We start from the raw sequence: 19,004 nt of genomic DNA on the forward strand, positions 1-19,004 counted from the left end.
TCTATTCGATCACCGTCGATCCGGCGAATTTCGGCAAGTCCGAGATCATCGCGATCCTGTCGAAGACCTCACTGTTCGGCACGCGCCTGCCCGAAACGCTGTCGGTCGGGGGGCTGGCGGACGAGCTGGCCGACGTGATCGCGAAAGACCCCGGGAACATCGTGTCAATCGCCTCAAGGGTCATTGATGCAAGACCTTGACTTTAGGTCAGGTGGTGCAAGAGTTGTGCCGTAGATTGTGTTTGCGCGTTTTGCAGAAGGCTTTGGACCAAGATGGACCTTGAACCGTTCCTGGTTCCGGTGGCGGACGGTAGCGCCTCGGGATCGGAGCTGCGTAATGACCCGCGTTTCCATGCCGTCGAGCGGTTGATGGAGCCTGCCGCGCGCAGCTTCCGGCTGGAGAATGTCAGGACGGGCGGGACGGGTGGCGTCACCATCGACTGGTCGGAAATCCTGTCGCAATCGGCCGGCCTTGCGGCGACGGGGCGCGACATCCGGCTTCTGGTGATCGTCGCCCGCGCCCTGGCCAATGCCGAGGGCTTCGAGGGGTTGCAGCAGGGACTGGGCCTCTTGACCGCGACGGTTGACCAGCACTGGGATACGGTGCACCCGCTGCTGCGCGAAGGTGCTTCCCCGCGTGAGGCGGCGACCCGGCGGATCAATGCGCTGTTCCAGTTGGAGAATGCCGACAATGGCCTGCTCTGCGATCTGGAGTTCACCACCGTCCTGTCGCCGCGCGGCATCGGGCCGATCACGGTCGGCGACCTGTGCGCGGGGGGCCTGACCCGCAGCCAGGCGCAGGCCGAACTGGCCGACGGACTGGGGGAAAAGGAGAAGACGGAGCTTCTCGGCAGGCATGACACCCGGGTGAACCGCGTCACTGCCGCCTGCCGGGCGCAAGCCATCGAGCGGCCCGAAGACATGGCCACGCTGGTCCAGTCGATCGAGGCCGCCCGCACCACACTTGCCGCATTGGAAACCGCCCTGACCGCCCGGGTGGGCGAGAACGGTGTCGGCGTCAAGTTCAAGGAGCTGGACAAGGTGCTGGGCCGGGCGCTCGCCCCCCTGACCGCCGCGCAGTCGCAGGCTTCTCCCGGCGCTACCGCATCCGAGGTGACTGCCATGGCCGAACCCTCTGCCCCCGCATCTGCGACGAACGGCGCGCATCCGCCCCCGAGCGCAGGCGCCATCCCCGGCGCCGTCAATTCGCGCCGGGATGTGGAACGCTGCCTCGACATGATCATCGATTTCTACGAGCGCACCGAACCCTCCAGTCCGATCCCGCATCTGGCGCGGCGGATGCGGAAGATGGTGCCGATGAACTTCCTGCAGCTGATGGAAGAGATCGCGCCCAGCGGGATGAAGGAATTCAAGAATGTCGCCGGCGTGGACGACAAGACGAAACCGGCTCCGCAGTGAGCGGCAAGATGTCAGGAGAGGTCTGAACCATGGCAAGTGAAAGCAAGGCAAAGGTGATCGAACGCAACCGCGCGCCGCGGGTGCAGATCGCCTATGACGTCGAACACTACGGCAGCCCGACCACCATCGAACTTCCCTTCGTCATGGGCGTGATGGCCGACCTGGCGGGCAAGTCGGAAACCCGCGAGGCGATGAAGCCGGTCAACGAGCGCACCTTCGTCGATGTGGATGCGGGCCGCTTCGGCAAGTTCATGGAGGCGCTGGCGCCACGGGTGAAGGCCCGTGTCCCCAACCGCCTGCCCGCCAAGGACGGCGCGGCGGACGAGGAGATGTTCGTCGACCTGTCCTTCAAGAGCATGTCCGACTTCACTCCCGACAAGGTGGCCGAGCAGGTCCCGGCGCTGGCCGAGCTTCTGAAGATGCGGCGGCAGCTTGAGGAGCTCCTCGGCTATATGGACGGCAAGGTGAACGCCGAGAAGCGCATCGCCCAGCTTCTGCAGAACGAGCCCCTGCTGATGCAGGTCGCCGACGAAGCCATGAAGAAGGAGGGCTGAGCGATGGCCGAACAGGAAAAGCAGGGCACGGCGGCTGCGGAAGCCCAGGCCATCGATCTGGGCGAGTTCAGCGACCTTCTTGAGAAGGATTTCCGCGTCAAGGAAGACGAAAGCCAGAAGCTGCAGAAACTGGTGCAGAACCTGGCGCTGGCGGCGACCGAGCGGTCCGGCACGGCCACCATCTCGGGCAATGCGGTCAAGTCGATCAAGAACCTGATCGCCGGGATCGACAGCTTGCTGACCACCCAGATGAACGAGATCATGCACGCCCCCGAGGTGCGCGAGATGGAGGGCACCTGGCGCGGGCTGCACTATCTGGTCAACAACACCGAGACCGACCAGAAGCTGAAAATCCGGGTGATCAACATCACCAAGGACCAGCTTGCCGACCAGCTGGAGGATTTCGAGGGCCAGATGTGGGACCAGTCCCCCATGTTCAAGCGGCTCTATACCGACGAATATTCGATGTTCGGCGGCGAGCCGTTCGGCGCGATCATCGGGGCCTATGAGTTCAGCCACCACCCGCGCGACGTGGGCCTTTTGCGCAGCATGTCCGGCATCTGCGCCAGCGCCCATGCGCCCTTCATCGCCGCCGCCGCGCCGCAGCTTTTCCGGATGCAGAGCTGGCAGGAACTGCCGAACCCGCAGGACCTGCAGCAGATCGTTTCCTCGCCGGACTATGCCAGCTGGCAATCGCTGCGCGAATCCGAGGACGCGCGCTATATCGGGCTGACCATGCCCCGCGTGCTGGCCCGCCTGCCCTATGGCGCGGCGACCATCCCGGTGAAGGGCTTCGCCTTCGAGGAAGAGATCGACGGCAAGCACGACCACTATGTCTGGATGAACGCCGCCTTCGCGATGGGCGTGAACATCAACCGCAGCCACAAGCTATATGGCTGGGGCAGCCAGATCCGCGGCGTGGAATCGGGGGGCGCGGTGATCAACCTGCCGGTCCACAGCTTCCCGACCGACGACGGCTCGATCTCGATGAAATGCCCGACGGAAATCGCCATCGACGACCGGCGCGAGGCGGAGCTGGCGAAGCTGGGCTTCATGCCGATCCTGCACCGCAAGAACACCGACATCGCCGCCTTCATCGGCGCACATTCCTTGCAGGACGACGAGACTCGCGCCGGACGTCTGGTCGACCCGGATGCCCAGGCCAACGAGCGGCTGTCGGCCAACCTGCCCTATCTCTTCCCGGTCAGCCGCTTCGCGCATTACCTGAAGGCCATCGCGCGCGACAAGGTCGGGACCTACAAGGAACGGGCGGACATGCAGGTCTGGCTGTCCGAATGGATCAATCGCTATGTGCTGCAGAACACGGCCATGGCGGATGACAAGGCCAAGGCGAAGCGCCCCCTGGCCAAGGCCGAGGTGCAGGTCGACTCTGTCGAAGGGCGCCCCGGTTACTACAATGCGCGCTTCTATCTCCGTCCGCACTATCAACTGGAGGGCATTAACGCGAGCCTCCGGCTGGTTTCCGAACTCCCGTCGGTCAAGAGCAAGTAACAGAACGAAGTTTCACCAAATTATCAGATGAAAGGATAAGCGAATGGCTGTCTCCGGCTATATGAAGATCGAAGAGATTCCCGGCGAATGCGGTCGTGCCGATCACGAGGGCGAGATCACCATCACCAGCGTGAATTGGGGCGTGACCCGCCCGGTGGTGAACACGCCCGGCGTCGGGCGCAGCACCGGGATGCCGAATGTCACCTCGGTCAACGTCACCAAATACTATGACAAGGCTTCGCCGCAGCTGGCCAAGGCGGTGCTGTTCGCGACCGCCCTGCCCGAGATCGTCATCACGCTGCGCAAGGATTCGGGCGATACGCATCTCGACTATCTGACGATCACGCTCAGCGACTGCATGGTGGAAAGCTACAACATGTCGGGCGCCAGCGACATCGAGACCCCGCCGATGGAAAGCGTCTCGATCGTGTTCAACAAGATCGCGATCCTCTACATCGAACAGGCCAGCGACCATTCGGCCGGTGGCGAACACGACGTCGAATATGATCTGGTCGCTGGTGCCTGAACCAGGCGCCAGGCGGCGATCAGGAGAGGGCAGGTCAGGTGGCTGATCCGATCCTTCAATCCCGGACCGAGGCGGTCCAGCCCAGCCTGTGGGACCGCCTCGTCGACGACCTGCCCGGCATCGTGACCGAGACCGACCGCCAGCGCGCCGACCTGTTGGCCCGGATCGGTGCTGCCAAGGTCGAGGCCGTTCTGGCGGGTGGCGCGCGCAGCATCGAGGCGGACGAGGACTTCGACGCCGACACGCGGCGCGACCTGCACCAGTTCCTGACCCAGATGGCCCGCCGCGCCTTCCTGGAAGAGCGCGGCATCGTCGTGAACGCCGCCGTCCTGCGTGAAGCGGTCCGCCGCGATATCGAGGCCTTGTTCAACGTCGAGCGCTTCGAATCCGGTGTGCAGCTGACCGATCTGGAGCGGAAGGATTTCGAGACCCCGCAGGAGATGATCGCCGATTTCCCCCATGTCCGCCGCTCGGTCCTGAACTACGGCGTGCCGTCCTTCTCGGGCCGGTCCATGACCGATTTCGATCTTGCCGCCCTGGCCAAGGAACTGCGCGAGGTGATCGCTGTCTTCGAACCCCGGCTGAAGCGCGACACGATCCGGGTGAAGGTGGCCCAGGGCGACCGGACGGGAATGCGGATCGAGGTCGACGCCATGCTGATGCTGTCGCCCGTCGCGGAACGGCTGCGGCTTTCCACCATGATCGACCTCGACAACGGACGCGCCACCACGGCGGTCGAGGAGGCGTGATGGACCGCAATTTCCTTGCCTATTACGAAGAGGAACTCGCCCATGTCCGGGAACTCGCGACCGAGTTTTCCGCGCTGCACCCGACCGTCGCCCGCAACCTGTCGCTGGATGCGGTGCCCTGTCCCGACCCTTACGTGGAACGCCTGCTGGAAGGCGTGGCCTATCTTGCCGCCCGGACGCGGCTGAAGGTCGATGCCGAAAGCAGCCGCTATGTCCGCAACCTGCTGGACGAGCTTTACCCCGATCTCGTCTGCCCCGCGCCCGCGATGACCATGGCGGTCCTGCATCCGGGGCCGCAGGTGCAGACCATGCTCGACGGCCATGTCGTCCAGCGTGGCACCCGCTGCGTGGCGGCCTACCGCGAGGGGATCGCCACCCGCGCCACCTATACCACCGCGCAGGACGTGGCGCTTTGGCCCATAGCGCTGGAGAAGGTGGATTACCTGCAAGACAGGGGTGCGATGAATGCCGCGGGCCTCGACCAGCCCGAGGCCGAGGCCGCGCTGCGGTTTACCCTGACACGGGTCGGGCCGGGATCGCTGGCCGAGCTTTCCCTCGACCGGCTGGACCTCTGGTTCGTGGGCGGCTCGCGCGGTGGGGCGATCCTGGACGCGGTCTTCGGTCATGGCGCCGCAGCCATCGCCCGCGCCCCCAAAGGCGCCCCGCAGCCGCTCACCGGCCCCTCCCTCGTCGGCGTCACCGACCGCGAGGGTCTCTTGCCCCGTGTCCGGCCGTCCTTCGAGGGCTATCGGCTGATGCGGGAATATTTCCTGATGCCGGAGCGCTTCCATTACCTGCGGCTCGACGGGATGAATTCCGCGCTGCGCGCCTGCACCACCGGCCCCTGCGAGGTGGTTGTCTACCTCGACGCCGCGCGCCCGGAGCTTTCGGACATCGCGGCCAAGGATTTCCGCCTGTTCGTGGCACCGCTGGTCAACCTGTTCGAGAAGGAATGCAACGTCATCGACATCGACGGTCGCTCTGCCGCCCATGTCGTCCACGCCGATCGCACACGCCCGCGCGACTTCGAGATCTACCGACTGACGCGGGTGGAGGACGCAGACAGCGATGGCCCCGATGCTACGGTGGAGCCGCTCTATTCGGTGGGCCAGCACCGGGGCTCGGGTCTGGTCTACACCACCGAACGCCGCCCGCGCAGGCCCGGCGAAGACGAAATCCGCCGCGGCCAGACCCGCACCAGCTATGCGGGCGATGACCTGTTCCTGTCCATCGCCAGGCCCGCCGACGTGACCGTGACCAAGGCGATCCGGCGCCTGGACATCCGCGCGCTTTGCACCAACCGCGATCTGCCGATCCTGGACGACAGCCCGAAGCTCAGCCTCGAAACCGGCGATCCCGTGGGCCGGATCGAGCTGATCGCCCCCTTCCGCCGCCCGCGTGGATCGGTCGCCTCGGCGCTGCCGAACATCGTCTCGGGCGGGGAGAGCCAGCTCGATGACCTCGCCTGGCGGCTGGTGGCGCAACTGGCGCTGAATCATCTCTCGCTGGCCGAGCCGGGACAGGACGCCGAACCCCTGCGCGCGATGCTGGACCTTTACGCCGGGCGCGGCGATCCGGCGATGGCCCGCCATGCGCGGTCGATCACCCGCGTCCGGTCGCGGCAGGTGGTGGAACGGCTGGGTATTCCCGGCCCGATCTGCTTTGGCCACGGGGTCGAGATCACGCTGGACGTGGACGAGACGACGATGGCGGGCGGCTCGACCCTCCTGCTCTCCGCCCTTCTGAACCAGCTTTTCGCCCGCCACGCCGCGATCAATTCCTTCGTGCGCACGAAAACCCATCTCATGCAAAGACAGGAGGACGTGTCGTGGCCGATGACGCCGGGCAACCGCGCCCTGATCTGAGCGGGGATCTGGCTGCGCCCGAAAGCATGGGCTTCTTCGAGCTGCTCCGCAGGCTCGAACGCGACCAGTTGCGCTTTGGCCGGGCCGGGGGGCCGGGCCGCGAGCCCGCGCGCCTCGGCCAGCGTGCGCGTCTGACCTTCGGGACCCGTGACGTGGCAGGCTTCGCCCCCGGCACGCCGCCCAAGGTGGATGTGGAGGTGCTGGGCCTCCTCGGCCCGGAGGGCGCATTGCCCCTGCACATCACCCGCTGGGTCATGGGCCGGATGTCCGACCGCTGGTTCACCGAGGGCAGCGATGCGGCTTCGGACACGACCTTCCTCGATTTCTGCAACCTCCTGCAGCACCGGATGATGGCGCTTTACTGGCGCGCCTGGGCCGACGCCCGGCCAGAGGTGCAGATCGAACACGAGGCCGCCGGGCGCGTGCGGGCTTTGGTCGAGGCGCTGGCGGGCGTCGCCCTGCCGGGGACGAAGCCGAAGCTGCCGGATGCGCAGACCCGGCTGAAGCTGCGCCATGCCACGTCGCTGGGCCGTCAGGTCTATAGCGTCGAGCGGCTGACGGATTATCTGGGTGATGTGCTGGCGGCCCCGGTCGCGCTGGTGGAATTCCTCGGCACCTGGACCAAGATCCCGCCCCGACTGCAATCGCGCCTTGGTCGCCAGCACGCCCGGCTTGGCCGCTCTGCCGTGGTCGGTGCCCGCAGCTTCCAGCGCCAGACGCTGGTGGAGCTGCGCGTCGGGCCCCTGCCGTTGGACCGGTTCACCGAATTCCTTGCCGATCCGGCGCTGACCGCCCGCCTGCGCCATGCGATCCGCCACGCGATGGGCCGCGAGATGGAGTTCAACCTGCGCCTCGTGCTGGCGAAGGAGGACGTCCCCGATGCCCGGCTCGGCCAGTGCCGGCTGGGCCGCACCACCTGGCTGTCGCCGAAGCGGCAAAGCGATGCCGACGACCTGCGCCTCTACCACGTCGCGCAAGTGGAGGCCACATGACCCTGCGCCTGACCATCGAGCACAGCCCCCATCCCCAGGACCGGCACGAGATGCGCCATCCGGGGGGCGAATTCTCCATCGGCCGCGGGGCGGAGTGTTCCTGGCAGATCAACGACCCCGACATGTATGTCTCGCGCAAGCATTGCGTGATCACTGGTGAGGCGGGGCAGTTCATCGTCACCGATGCCAGCCGGGGCGGACTTTACATCGACGGCAAGGACCAACCCTTGGGGCCGGGGAATGCCGCGCGGCTGGAACCGGGGATGCGCCTGCGCCTGGGCGATACCGTGATCCGGGTCGAGATCGAGGCTCCCGCGCCGGTCGCCACACCGCGGACGCAGGCCCCGGCGCAGCGGCAGATGACGCATGACGACTTCTTCTCGCAGCCCGTCACGCCTCCGCCGCCCGTTCAACGACCGCAGGGCCTGCCGCAGCCCTTCGACACCGGCGCCATCGACGCCCGCCGCTATGACACGGCCCCGGACCGCGCAGCCCCCCCGCCGCTCTTCGACGACCCTTTCACCCTCGACCGCTCGGTCCAGGCCCGTCCCACGGGCAGCGTGCCAGAGCCCATCGCCCCGCGCGGGGGCGACTTCGGCTTCGGGTCCTTCTTCGACGAACCGGCCAGGGGTCGGCCCGCCGAGCCGACAGCGCCCGCCGAGCCTGCCCCGGCGGCGCCGGTCGCTGCCCCCGCTTCAGATGACTGGTGGGCCATGCCACCCCCCGTCGTCGCCCCCGAACCGCCCTCCCCCGCCCCGGAGCCCCCGCCGCCCGAGCCCCTGCGCCTGACCCCGGACGCTCCGGCCGCATCTCCGCTTGTCGACGAAGAGAACCGCTCCCGCCAGCGCGGCGAACCGGCCCCGCCGCCGCCCGCCCCCGGACCTTCTGCCGCCGCCCCTTCCAAGCCGGACACTGCGGCGGATACGGGGCTGCGCGAGGCCTTCTTCCGCGGCCTCGGTCTCGACCCCTCGGCTGCGCAGGACCCGGCCGCCGAGATGGAGGCGATGGGCCAGCGCTTCCGCCTGCTGGTGGAAGGGCTGATGCTGATGCTGCGCACCCGCGCCAAGGAGAAGCAGAACGCCCGCGTGGCACAGACGGTGATCAGCAACACCGACGTCAACCCGCTGAAGTTCCTTGCCTCCACCAACGAGGCCATTGCGGCCCTCGTCGCCGCGAAAGGACCGGGCTACCTCGACCCGGAAACAGCGATCAATGGTGCCTTCCGCGATCTGGCCGACCATCAGGTCCGGTCCTGGGTCGCGATCCAGTCGGCCCTGCGCCGGATGATCGACCGCTTCGATCCGGCGGCGGTGGAGAAGGACCTGGAACAACTCGGGATGCTGGAATCGCTCCTCTCCGGCGGGCGCAACGCCAAGCTGTGGAAGGCCTATACCGACCGCTACAAGGACATCGCCCGCGCTGCCGAGGACCGGTTCCTGGGCGAGGTGGGCGCGGATTTCCGTGACGCATATGAAGGCAACAGGGAGAAGACCCATGACGATTGAGACTGGAATTCCGCGCCGTGCCTTTCTGATCGGCGGCAGCGCGCTTCTGCTGGTGGCCTGCGCCCCATCCGGCCCCGGATCGGTGACGCTGGTCGCGCAAGGGGCGGCGGGCATGAACCCCGGCCCCGATGGCGCCGACCGGCCACTGACGCTGCAGGTCCTGCAACTGCGGGGCGCGGGGGCTTTCGACGGGGCGGATTTCTTCGCGCTCCAGAACGCCTCGGCCGCGCTTGGCGGCGACCTCGTGAAGGCCGACACCATCGCACTTGCGCCCGGCGGCAAGGCGACGAAGACCATCACGCTCGACCCCACCACCGCGCTGATCGCCGTGGTCGCGGGGTTCCGCAATCCGGCGGGCAAGCAGTTCCGGGCCAAGTCCTCGGTCTCGCCGACCGACGCGGTGACGTTCGCGCTTGACGTGACCGCCAGCGGGATCAAGCTGACCCCGATGTGATGCTCGGCGCGCGTGCAGGAACAGGACAGAAGCATGAGTGACAAGAACAAGGTCGTCTGGTCCGAAGGATTGTTCCTGCGCACCCAGCACCTGCAGCAGCAGGACCGCTATACCGAGGGCCTGGTGCGCGGCGCGCTCCAGGCTGCGCCGATGCAGGCCTGGGGGTTCCGGTCGCTCACGCTGGACAAGCCCGCGCTGGATGCGGGCCGGGTCGCCATTGCCTCAGCCTCCGGCATCTTCCCCGACGGCACCCCCTTCGCCATTCCCGACACCATGTCCGCCCCCGCCCCGGTGCCGGTCAAGGCGGATATGGCCGGGCTGGTCGCGCTGGCGATCCCCATCGAGCGCCCCGGGGCGGCCACCATCGACCCCGCCCATGCCGAGCCCGCGGGCTCGCGCTATCGCGGGGTGATCCAGACCGTCCGCGATGCCATCCGTGGCGGGGCCGAGCCGGAAGAGCTGGAGGTCGCCCGTCTTTCCGCCCGCCTGATCCTGCCGGGCGAGGATGCCGCCGGTTATGTCGCGCTGCCCGTCGCCCGGGTCGACGGGTTGCGGGCGGAAGGGTCCGTCGCCATTTCCGACGGCTATCTCGCCCCCGCGCTCTGCCTGTCCGCCGTTTCCTGGTATGCGGGGCTGGCGCAAGAGGTCGTCACCGGCCTGGACCGCATCGCCGAGGCGCATGGCAAGCTGGTGCTGGGCGGGGCAGGGCGGTCGATCGAGAACCTGCTGCTCCTCGAACTCGCCAACACCGCCCGCCCCCGCGTCGCACATATGCTGGCGCAGAACCTGCACCACCCGTCCGAGCTGTTCATGGAACTGGCCGGGCTGGCGGGCCGGATGGCGACCTACGGCTCTTCCTCGCGGCGGCTGTCGGACCTGCCCGCCTATGACCATCTTGACCCGCAACCTGCCTTCGCCGCACTTGCCGACACGCTGCGCTCGCTGATGCTGTCGCTGCGCCACGTGGAACCGAAGTCCCGCGCGCTTCAGGTCGCCCGCCACGCCCAGAACATCTGGAAGGTCCGCATCGACAATCCCGACATCCTGAAGTCCAGCCGCATCGTGCTGCGCGTGGGTTCCGACATGTCGGACGAAAGCCTGCGCCGCATCTTCGTGGGCCAGGCCACGGTGGGCGCGGCGGACGCCTTCGAGAAGCTGTGGAAATCCCGCCTGCCGGGGATTCCGCTGAAACCCCTCCACTCCCAACCGCGCGAGATTCCCTATGACGGCGAGCGGCTGTGCCTGGAGCTTGACCAGAAGTCCGAACATTTCGCCCAGTTGTCCGACGCGCCCGGCTTTGTCATCGGCGTGTCGGGCGCGCTGGACCGGGAGCCGGAAATCGACTGCTACGCCGTGAACAGGTGACGGATGAACAGGTGATGGGCGCATGAGCGACCAGGACGACCCCTTCGGCCTTTCCAATGACGCCGGACGCACCCGCATCCGGCCGGTGAAGTCGAACACGCCCGCCACCACCCCGGTGCAGCCGACCTTCGGCGGTGGCCCTCCGCCGACGCAGGGCTATGGCGGGCAGGGCTATGGCGGACAAAGCTACGGGGGCGGCGGACAGGGCAGCGGCTTCGGCGGTCCACCGCAGGACTACGGCCAAGGGGCGGGTCGCGGCCCGAAGCCGCGCCTGACCCGCGCCCATCCGAACCCGCTGATCGTCGCCTTCGCCTCGCTTCTGGAAGTCGCGCCCGAGCTGGAACGCGCGCTGCCCCCCGCCAATGCCGAGGCGCTGCGCCTGCGCCTGCAAGACAATCTGATCGACGCCCGCGACAGCGCTGTCGGCATGGGCGTGCCGATGACCCGCGCCAACCAGGCGGCGTGGTTCGTCGCCGCGCTGATCGACGACATCGCGCTCAACACGCCCTGGGGCGGCCATTCCGGCTGGCCGCGTCAGCCGCTGGTCGTGGGCCTGTCGGGCGAGGTCGATGCCGGGACCAAGTTCTTCGACCGGCTGGAGGAACTGCTCCGCTATCCCAACCGCGACCCCGAGATGCTGGAGCTAGGTTTCCACTGTCTGAACCTCGGCTTCCGTGGCAAGCACCGCGTCCAGGGCCGCACCGGCGACTCGGCACTTCTCGCGCTGCGCTCCGCCATCGCCCGCGCCATCCGCAACCCTGAGGCCGAGGCGGCAGAGCTTTCCCCGCACTGGCAGGGCGTGGTCGCCCCCGACGAAAAGCCCCGCTTCGCCGTGCCGCTGTGGACCATCGCGCTGGCTGCCATCGCGGTGATGACGGCCACCTATGTGGGCCTCGGCATCCAGCTGTCGAACAAGGCGACCCAGCTCTATGCCCTTGCCCGCCTGTTGCCGCCCGCCGAACGCGCCGAGATCTTCCGCCCGGTCCGCACCAATGCCGAACCCCCGGCGCCCGAGATCAAGATCGAACCCGTGGTGCTGGAACTGGTCCCCGCCTGCCTGGCCAAGGCGCCCGCCGAGACCGCCGCGGCCCTGACCGGCAAGGATGACGTGAGCCTTGCCTTCTTCACCCTGCGCGGGTCGAACCCCGAGGTTTTCCGCAGCGCCAAGGCCGACATCAACCAGGTCTACGGGCCGCTGGTGAATGCACTGGCCGACTGCATCAAGGAGAACATCGAGGTCATCGGCAAGGTCACGGTGATCGGCCATACCGACAGCGTCCCGGTCCAGGCCTCGAACCCCTTCGACTCGAACCAGGGCCTGTCCGAGGCCCGGGCGAAGACCATCGCCGACCTGCTGACCGCCGCCGGAGTGCCCGCCGACCTCATCGCCGCCGAGGGCCGGGCCGACAGCGAACCCGTGGGCGACAACGGCACGAAACAGGGCCGCGCCGAGAACCGCCGCATCGAGATCAAGATCGAGAAGAAGCTCTAGATGAAAGTCCTGAAAGCCATCTTCAGGTTCCTCTTCTCCCGCCGCCTGTGGACCTTCATCGGCATCCTTCTTCTCTGCGCGCTGATCTGGCTGTTCGGGCCTCTCGTCTCGGTCGGCGACATGGTGCCGCTGGCCGACGATCTGGTGCGGATGATCGTCATCGCGGTGATCCTGGTCCTCTGGCTCTTCTCTCTCCTTCTCGCGCAGCTCCGCGCGGCGAGGAAGAACCAGCTTTTCGTGACCGAGCTTGCCACGCCCGAGAAGCCCAAGGCCGCACTGCCCGGCGAGGCCAACGTCGCCGAGATCAACACCAAGTTCGCGCAGGTGCTGACCGAGATGAAGCGGTCGAAGCTCGGCGGCAAGAAGTTCCTGCGTGACATGCCCTGGTATGTCATCATCGGCCCGCCCGGCAGCGGCAAGACCACCGCGCTGCGCCAGTCCGGCCTGCATTTCCCCATCGACCTGTCGGACGACCTGAAGGGCGTCGGCGGCACCCGCAACTGCGACTGGTTCTTCACCGAGGATGCCGTGCTGGTCGACACCGCCGGGCGCTACGTCCAGCAGCAGAGCGACCCGGAAATCGACTCGGCCGAATGGCTGGGCTTCCTCGATATGCTGAAGAAGCACCGCGGCAAGCGGGCGCTGAACGGGGTGATCCTGACCCTCTCGCTCAAGGAGCTTCTGGCGGGCGAGGCCGCTGTTCGTGAGCATGGCCGCGAGATCAGGAAGCGCCTGGCCGAGTTGCGCGAGCGGTTGCAAATCCAGCTGCCGGTCTACCTGATGCTGACCAAGGTCGATCTCGTACCCGGCTTCGAATCCTTCTTCGGCACATTGCCGACCAAGGACCGCGAACAGGTCTGGGGCGCCACGCTGCCCACCGATGCCCGCATCGACCGCACCACCATCGAACGCGAGGTGAAGGCGCTTCTTGCCAACCTCGAAACCCGCCTCACCTCGCGCATGGCCGAGGATGTCCCCCTCGACCAGCGCGCCGAGGTCTTCCGCTTCCCCGCCCAGGTCGAACGGCTGGAAGCGCCGCTGAAGCTTCTGATCGACACGGTGTTCGGCGAAAGCCGCTACGAGGAAAGCCCCTGGTTGCGGGGTTTCTACCTGACCTCCGCCACCCAGGAAGGATCGCCCATCGACCGGCTGGTCGGGGAGCTGGTCGGATCCTTCGGCCTGAACGCCGACACGCCCTCCCGCCGCCCCTTCGGCGAGAAACGGTCCTACTTCCTGCGCAATATGCTGACCGACCTCATCTTCCCCGAGGCCGGTCTCGGCACCTTCGACGCCGCCGCGGAGGAGCGCCGGAAATGGCTCTGGCGCGGGTCGCTGGCGGGGGCCTCGCTTCTCACCCTTCTCGCCGGTCTTCTCTTCCTCTTCTCCTTCCTGCGGTATTCCGGCGGCATCGATGACCAGGAACGGCTGCTGGCCGACCTCTCCGGCCGCCTTGCCAATGTCGCCGCCCGTCAGGCGCCGACCGACCCTCTGGACCTGGAACTCGCGCTCGACGGCGTGACCGAGGTCAAGGCCGCCGCGACGGATGTGGCCAGCTCGCCCTTGACCTTCATCGGCCCCACCGCGCGCTCGGAGCTGGCCGAGGCGCAGCGCATCGCCTATGACCGCTCGCTGCGCAATATTCTGGAGCCGCGCATGATCGCCATGCTGGAGGCCACCATGTGGCGCCAGATACGCGATCCGGAATACCTGCTCGGCGCGCTCAAGGTCTATTACATGATGACCGGCCTTGCGCCGTACGACCGCGACTTCGCCGCGCAGTGGTGGCAGGACCAGCTGCCGCTGAATGCCCCCATCGACCCTTTCCCGACTGACGCCGCGCTGGATCACCAGCTTGCCGCCATCGACCGCATGGGGTCGGAGACACAGAAGATCACCCCCGACAATGCGCTGGTGCAGCAGGCGCTGCAGTCGATCTGCACCATCCCGCTGGCCGCCCGCGCCTATTCCGCGCTGATTTCCGACCCCGCCGTCACCGCCCTGCCGGAATGGATTCCCGCAGAGAAGGCCGGGCCCAACGCCACCCGCGTCCTGACCCGGATTTCCGAGAAGACCCTGCGCGTCGGCCTGCCCGGCGCCTTCACCTATGACGGCTTCCACAACACCGTCCTGCCGCTGATCCCCGAAGTCGCCGCCACCGCCGCGCTGGATCAGGCTGTCTTCGCCGGGGGCTGCGCCGAAAGCTCGGACGCCTCGGTCGCGACGCTGGAGGCCGACATCCTCAAGCTCTACCAGGACGATTTCATCGCCCAGTGGAACGGCATCCTGCGCGACATCCGCCTTGCGCCGATCACCGACCTGCAGACCGCCACGGCGAATATGAAGGACCTCGCCAGCCCTGATTCCACCCTCCGCCGCCTAGTCCGTGCGGTGGTGGACGAAGTCGACCTGACCCGCGTCATCCCGGAAGGAGAGGGCAATGCCGCGACCGAGGGTCTGGCCAAGAAAGCGGTCTCCAAGCTCGGCAAGGTGGGCAAGCTTCTGAAGGCGGGCAGCAAGCTTGCCACCTCCACCGACGGCATCCAGGACGGCCCGCCCCCCGGCACCGATGTCGCGCTGCATTTCGCGCCGCTGAAGGCCGCGATCGAAGAGGTCGACGGGACGCCACCGCTGCTGGATGACGTCGGCCTGCAACTCGACGGTCTTGCCAAGGAACTCGCCAGCGCGATGAATTCGCCCGACCCCGAAGCGACCCTGCTCGCCCGGGGTGGTCTGGGAGAGCTGACGGGCGCGGTCGCCAATGCGGCCCGGTCCCTGCCCGACCCGCTGGACGACTGGGTGGCCGGCATCGCGGGCGATACCATCGCCGTGACCCGAGACGCGGTGATCAGCCAGTTGAACGACCGCTGGCGCGCCGATGTCTACGATTTCTGCGTCAAGGCCACCGAGGGCCGCTATCCCTTTGACCCATCCTCTGCCATCGACGTCAATGTCGCCGACTTCCGCGAGCTGTTCGCCCCCGGCGCGCGGATCGACAAGTTCGTGACCGAGAACCTGCTCGGCTACATCGACACCACGGTAAAGCCCTGGGCCTGGCGCGCCGACTTCGGGCTGGACGGGGCGCTTCTCGCCCCCTTCGAGCGCGCCCGGTCGATTCGCGACGGGCTGTTCCCCGGCGGTTCAGGTCCGGTGATGGCCTTCACGCTGGAAGCCAAGGACCTGACCCCCAACGCCGCCTCCGTCACGCTGAACGTCGACGGGCAAGTGCTGACCTATCTTAACGCCGCCACTCGCCCGATGCCCATGACCTGGCCAGGTCCCGATGGCACCAACCTGATCTCGCTATCGTTCCAGCCCGCCGATGGCACCGGGGAGCTGCTCACCTCGGAGACTGGCTCCTGGGCCTGGCTGCGGCTGATCCGCAAGGGGCGCCTGTCCTCGACCGACCTGCCCGAAGTCTTCCGGCTCAACCTCGGCCTCTCCGGCTTTTCCGCTGCCTTCGAGCTGCGCGCCGCCTCGGTCGACAACCCCTTCGACCTGAAGATGTTCGGCAACTTCAAATGCCCGACGAAGTTCTAGGCGAACCGGACGACGGCCGCCCCGTCGCGGGTTTCTTCGGCAAGCTGCCCGCCACCGGCGATTTCGTATCGCGCGGTCTGCCCGACACCTTTCGCAAACCGTGGGACGCCTGGCTCACCCGCCACGTTGCCCCCCTGCAGCGCGAGGGGCTGATCTTTCCCCCCGGCGGCCTGCGGTTTCGCCTGCCCTCCGGCGGCCACCTCGCCGCTGGGCTGATCCTGCCCAGCCAGGACAGCGCCGGGCGGCTCTTCCCGCTCTCGCTCCTCTTCATCGCGGGAGGCGACGTTACCCCGGACCAGATCGACCCCTGGTGCGATGCTGCCACCGGCCTGGAAATCCTGTCAGCCGATGACCTTTGGCACGCGCTCGACGCGCTTCCCGCCCCGGTCCCCGATGGGCCGGCCACCGGTCCGATGCAGCTCTGGGTCAGAAGCCAGCCGCCCCTCTTCACCGCACCGGATGACCCGGACACCCTTCTTCGGAAGCTCCTCGACCCGGCATAGGGAGGTGGCGTCCGCAGTCCCGGCCGCTCGCCGCGCGTTCATTGCGGTCCAGCGGAAGCCGTTTCACCCTACCTGCATCGTCTCAGTTCTGGTTGATCTTCGCGCCCTTCATCGTGATGTTTCCATCCGCCTTGACGTTGATCTTGCCGGACCCGGTCAGGCTGATGTCCTTGCCCTTGATCGTGATGGTGCCGTCCTTCTTCATCGTCACCTGCGCATCGCCGCATTTCAGGGTGATCTCGTCGGTCACGTCCAGCACGAATTTCTTGCCGACCTTGACCCCCATGTCCTTGCCGACATTGACCATCTCGGCATTGGCAATGTCGGTGGCCCGGCCCTTGGCCACCTTCAGCGCCACATCGCCCGAGATCGTCTCGCCCTGATTGCCACCGATCGACATGGTCTCGTCGCCGCCGACCGAGACCGTCCGCTTGCCTCCCACCGTCCAGCTGTCATCCGACCCGACGGAATGGGTCTCAGACGCCCCCACCGTCACGTCGCGGCTGGCGCCGATGGTCATCGTCTGCGCCGCGCCCACCGACCGCGTCTCGGTCGCGCCGACCGTGTCCACACGTGCCGCGCCCACGGTGATCGTCTGCACGGTGGCCACCGTCTGGGTATGGTTCGCCCCGATGGTTTCGCTGGAATTCGCCCCGATGCTGATCGTCTCGTTCGACCCCACCGACAGCGACCGGTTCACCCCCACCGTCTCGGTATCGTTGTTGCCGATGCTGGTGGTCTGGTCATGGCCCACCGTCACCGATTTGTCGTTGCCAACCGTCTCGGTCCGGTCGTGGCCGATGTCCTGCTTGGCGTCATGGCCCACGTCCTCGGCGAAATCGTTGCCGATGGTGCGGGTCTCGTTGTTCTTGACCAGTTCGTTGTGGTCCTTTTCCGCCTGGAAATAGACCTCTTCCGACCCCTTCTTGTCCTCGAAGCGCATCTCGTTCCAGCCGCCCCCACCGGGTGAGGAATTCGACTTCCAGCCCGACTGGGTTGCGTTCGCCGGCAGGCCATACGGCGGCATCTGCGCGGCATTGTAGACGCGACCGGTGATGATCGGCGCGTCCGGGTTGCCTTCCAGGAAGTCGACGATCACCTCCTGCCCGATGCGGGGAATCTGAATGAACCCCCAGCCCGATCCGGCCCAGACCGAGCTGACCCGTACGAAGCAGCTGGAATTCTCGTCCTTGCCGCCCAGCCGGTCCCAGTGGAACTGCACCTTCACGCGCGAGTATTCGTCGGTGAAGATTTCCTCGCCCGAAGGCCCCACCACCACCGCCGTCTGCGGCCCTGACATCAGCGGCCGTGGGGTGCGGCGTTCCGGGCGGAAGGTCAGGGACAGCGGTTGCAGCTTCAGCCGGACCCCGAAGCCTTCGCCCTGCCGCTGCATCCCGGCGCGATACTGGTCGTCCCACATCTCGTAGTCCGACCGCAGCACCAGATATTTCTGGTTGTCTGCCTCGCGCTCGAATTCCTCCAGCGCGAAGCTGACGCCCGACCACAGGCCCCGCACATTCCCCGCCGCCTCCACCCGCACATGCGGCGCCTGCGCCTCTTCCAGCCGGATCGCCGCCATGGGCTCGCCCGCGCCGACCTCGATGTAGTCGCCCGGATAGTGGTAAAGCTCGCCCTTCGCCGCCTCATGCGATTTCGGCGCATCCGACTTGGTCATCAGGTCGGTGGCGGGCTTCTTGAAGTCATAGTCCGTATGCACATAGACCCCCGACCGGACCGAGGCGCGCGGCAGGAAGTCGGTGATCACGTCGTCCTGGCCGATCACGTTTCCCGCCTCGCCGCGGAACTTGATCGTCTCGAACCCTTCGGCATCCTTCACGCTGGCATTGGCGTCCGACAGGACCAGCGTGTGCTCGCCGTCCGCATGGTCGAAGTGGTAGAAGATTCCCTCGTGCTCCATCAGCCGCTGCACGAAGTCGAGATCGCTTTCCCGGTACTGCACGCAATAGTCGCGCGGCGGATAAGAGGCCTTCAGCCGCTTTTCCACCTTCACATGGGCATAGGGTTTCCAAACCTCCTCAATGATCTCGACGACGCTTTTCTTCTGGAAGATGCGGTTGTCGCTGCGGTTGGTCAGGAACCAGAGCCACGGCCGCAGCACCAGGCGGTAATGGGCATAATCCTCGCGGTATTCGTGGAAGGCGAACTCGGCGACGATGCCGTGGAAGAACCGCTTGTCGCTGCGGGTGCGGACGGTGATGGTGACCGGCGTCCCCAGGATGTCTTCCGCCTTGAGGTTGATATCCTTGCTGATCAGCCCGGTTTCGTAGCGGAAGCACCGGCTGATCTCGTCGAACCCTTCCATCTGCGCAAAGAGCAGCTTGTCGCCCAATGAAGTGCTGACTGTGATGTTGCGGCCGTCAGCCATGCTGGTCACTCCTGTCGAAATCGCGGTCAAATCGGGGTTTGGGCAAATACCCGGTCAGTCTAGCCTAAAATCTCGGGCTTGGCGCTGAATTCGTGGTCACAGCGCGGTGGGGCAAGCCAGACCCTTCAGAAGCTTCCAGCGCGACA

15 protein-coding genes are annotated in these 19,004 nt (G+C 66.9%); 14 read left to right on the forward strand and 1 reads right to left on the reverse strand.

The annotated features are described in order from the left end of the window. The 14 genes from V7Q39_RS10855 to tagF all read left to right on the forward strand — a co-directional run. Window positions 1-200, forward strand: a 200-nt coding sequence (locus V7Q39_RS10855) for a hypothetical protein (protein ID WP_333816587.1), incomplete at its 5' end; no start/stop codon positions are given. 72 nt (window positions 201-272) lie between these two features. Beyond that, window positions 273-1,418 carry a type VI secretion system protein TssA gene (locus tag V7Q39_RS10860; protein WP_333816588.1) on the forward strand — a complete coding sequence of 382 codons (1,146 nt, stop codon included), beginning with the start codon at window positions 273-275 and terminating at the stop codon, window positions 1,416-1,418. 29 nt (window positions 1,419-1,447) lie between these two features. Beyond that, entirely contained in the window at window positions 1,448-1,972 is a 525-nt protein-coding gene (tssB, locus tag V7Q39_RS10865; protein ID WP_333816589.1) for a type VI secretion system contractile sheath small subunit, read from the forward strand. A 3-nt stretch (window positions 1,973-1,975) separates the two neighbouring features. Then, window positions 1,976-3,484 carry a type VI secretion system contractile sheath large subunit gene (tssC, locus tag V7Q39_RS10870; protein WP_333816590.1) on the forward strand — a complete coding sequence of 503 codons (1,509 nt, stop codon included), beginning with the start codon at window positions 1,976-1,978 and terminating at the stop codon, window positions 3,482-3,484. A 43-nt stretch (window positions 3,485-3,527) separates the two neighbouring features. Then, window positions 3,528-4,010, forward strand: coding sequence for an Hcp family type VI secretion system effector (locus tag V7Q39_RS10875; protein ID WP_333816591.1), 483 nt, complete (start codon window positions 3,528-3,530; stop codon window positions 4,008-4,010). Between the two features lie 38 nt (window positions 4,011-4,048). Then, window positions 4,049-4,759 carry a type VI secretion system baseplate subunit TssE gene (gene tssE / locus V7Q39_RS10880; RefSeq protein ID WP_333816592.1) on the forward strand — a complete coding sequence of 237 codons (711 nt, stop codon included), beginning with the start codon at window positions 4,049-4,051 and terminating at the stop codon, window positions 4,757-4,759. Then, window positions 4,759-6,624: a type VI secretion system baseplate subunit TssF gene (gene tssF / locus V7Q39_RS10885; RefSeq protein WP_333816593.1), complete on the forward strand. Its 1,866-nt coding sequence runs from the start codon at window positions 4,759-4,761 to the stop codon at window positions 6,622-6,624. Before tssE ends, tssF begins: the two co-directional genes overlap by 1 nt. After that, complete coding sequence (gene tssG / locus V7Q39_RS10890) at window positions 6,588-7,616, forward strand: type VI secretion system baseplate subunit TssG (RefSeq protein ID WP_333816594.1); 1,029 nt, start codon at window positions 6,588-6,590, stop codon at window positions 7,614-7,616. The genes tssF and tssG overlap by 37 nt, the downstream gene beginning before the upstream one ends. Next, window positions 7,613-9,121, forward strand: coding sequence for a type VI secretion system-associated FHA domain protein TagH (gene tagH, locus V7Q39_RS10895; protein ID WP_333816595.1), 1,509 nt, complete (start codon window positions 7,613-7,615; stop codon window positions 9,119-9,121). Before tssG ends, tagH begins: the two co-directional genes overlap by 4 nt. After that, window positions 9,111-9,575 (forward strand): type VI secretion system lipoprotein TssJ, encoded by a 465-nt coding sequence (gene tssJ, locus V7Q39_RS10900; RefSeq protein WP_333816596.1) that lies wholly within the window; start codon window positions 9,111-9,113, stop codon window positions 9,573-9,575. The genes tagH and tssJ overlap by 11 nt, the downstream gene beginning before the upstream one ends. A 33-nt stretch (window positions 9,576-9,608) precedes the next feature. After that, window positions 9,609-10,940, forward strand: coding sequence for a type VI secretion system baseplate subunit TssK (gene tssK / locus V7Q39_RS10905; RefSeq protein WP_333816597.1), 1,332 nt, complete (start codon window positions 9,609-9,611; stop codon window positions 10,938-10,940). A gap of 22 nt (window positions 10,941-10,962) precedes the next feature. Beyond that, entirely contained in the window at window positions 10,963-12,432 is a 1,470-nt protein-coding gene (gene icmH / locus V7Q39_RS10910) for a type IVB secretion system protein IcmH/DotU (RefSeq protein WP_333816598.1), read from the forward strand. Beyond that, window positions 12,433-15,969, forward strand: coding sequence for a type VI secretion system membrane subunit TssM (gene tssM / locus V7Q39_RS10915; protein WP_333816599.1), 3,537 nt, complete (start codon window positions 12,433-12,435; stop codon window positions 15,967-15,969). Then, window positions 15,951-16,472 (forward strand): type VI secretion system-associated protein TagF, encoded by a 522-nt coding sequence (gene tagF / locus V7Q39_RS10920; RefSeq protein WP_333816600.1) that lies wholly within the window; start codon window positions 15,951-15,953, stop codon window positions 16,470-16,472. The genes tssM and tagF overlap by 19 nt, the downstream gene beginning before the upstream one ends. 82 nt (window positions 16,473-16,554) lie before the next feature. On the opposite strand, the gene V7Q39_RS10925 is transcribed toward tagF, so the two are convergent. Then, on the reverse strand, window positions 16,555-18,858 hold the full coding sequence (locus V7Q39_RS10925) for a type VI secretion system Vgr family protein (protein ID WP_333816601.1): 2,304 nt from the start codon (window positions 18,856-18,858) through the stop codon (window positions 16,555-16,557). Window positions 18,859-19,004: the final 146 nt, after the last annotated feature.

This window comes from Tabrizicola sp. (assembly GCF_036781545.1).
Classification (GTDB): Bacteria; Pseudomonadota; Alphaproteobacteria; order Rhodobacterales; family Rhodobacteraceae; genus Tabrizicola.

Excerpts from the sequence above, each read along its gene's own strand:
- V7Q39_RS10860 (WP_333816588.1), top strand. The coding sequence starts at position 273 with ATGGACCTTGAACCGTTCCTGGTTCCGGTGGCGGACGGTAGCGCCTCG.
- tssB (WP_333816589.1), top strand. The coding sequence starts at position 1,448 with ATGGCAAGTGAAAGCAAGGCAAAGGTGATCGAACGCAACCGCGCGCCG.
- tssC (WP_333816590.1), top strand. The coding sequence starts at position 1,976 with ATGGCCGAACAGGAAAAGCAGGGCACGGCGGCTGCGGAAGCCCAGGCC.
- V7Q39_RS10875 (WP_333816591.1), top strand. The coding sequence starts at position 3,528 with ATGGCTGTCTCCGGCTATATGAAGATCGAAGAGATTCCCGGCGAATGC.
- tssF (WP_333816593.1), top strand. The coding sequence starts at position 4,759 with ATGGACCGCAATTTCCTTGCCTATTACGAAGAGGAACTCGCCCATGTC.
- tagH (WP_333816595.1), top strand. The coding sequence starts at position 7,613 with ATGACCCTGCGCCTGACCATCGAGCACAGCCCCCATCCCCAGGACCGG.
- tssJ (WP_333816596.1), top strand. The coding sequence starts at position 9,111 with ATGACGATTGAGACTGGAATTCCGCGCCGTGCCTTTCTGATCGGCGGC.
- tssK (WP_333816597.1), top strand. The coding sequence starts at position 9,609 with ATGAGTGACAAGAACAAGGTCGTCTGGTCCGAAGGATTGTTCCTGCGC.
- icmH (WP_333816598.1), top strand. The coding sequence starts at position 10,963 with ATGAGCGACCAGGACGACCCCTTCGGCCTTTCCAATGACGCCGGACGC.
- tssM (WP_333816599.1), top strand. The coding sequence starts at position 12,433 with ATGAAAGTCCTGAAAGCCATCTTCAGGTTCCTCTTCTCCCGCCGCCTG.
- tagF (WP_333816600.1), top strand. The coding sequence starts at position 15,951 with ATGCCCGACGAAGTTCTAGGCGAACCGGACGACGGCCGCCCCGTCGCG.
- V7Q39_RS10925 (WP_333816601.1), bottom strand. The coding sequence starts at position 18,858 with ATGGCTGACGGCCGCAACATCACAGTCAGCACTTCATTGGGCGACAAG.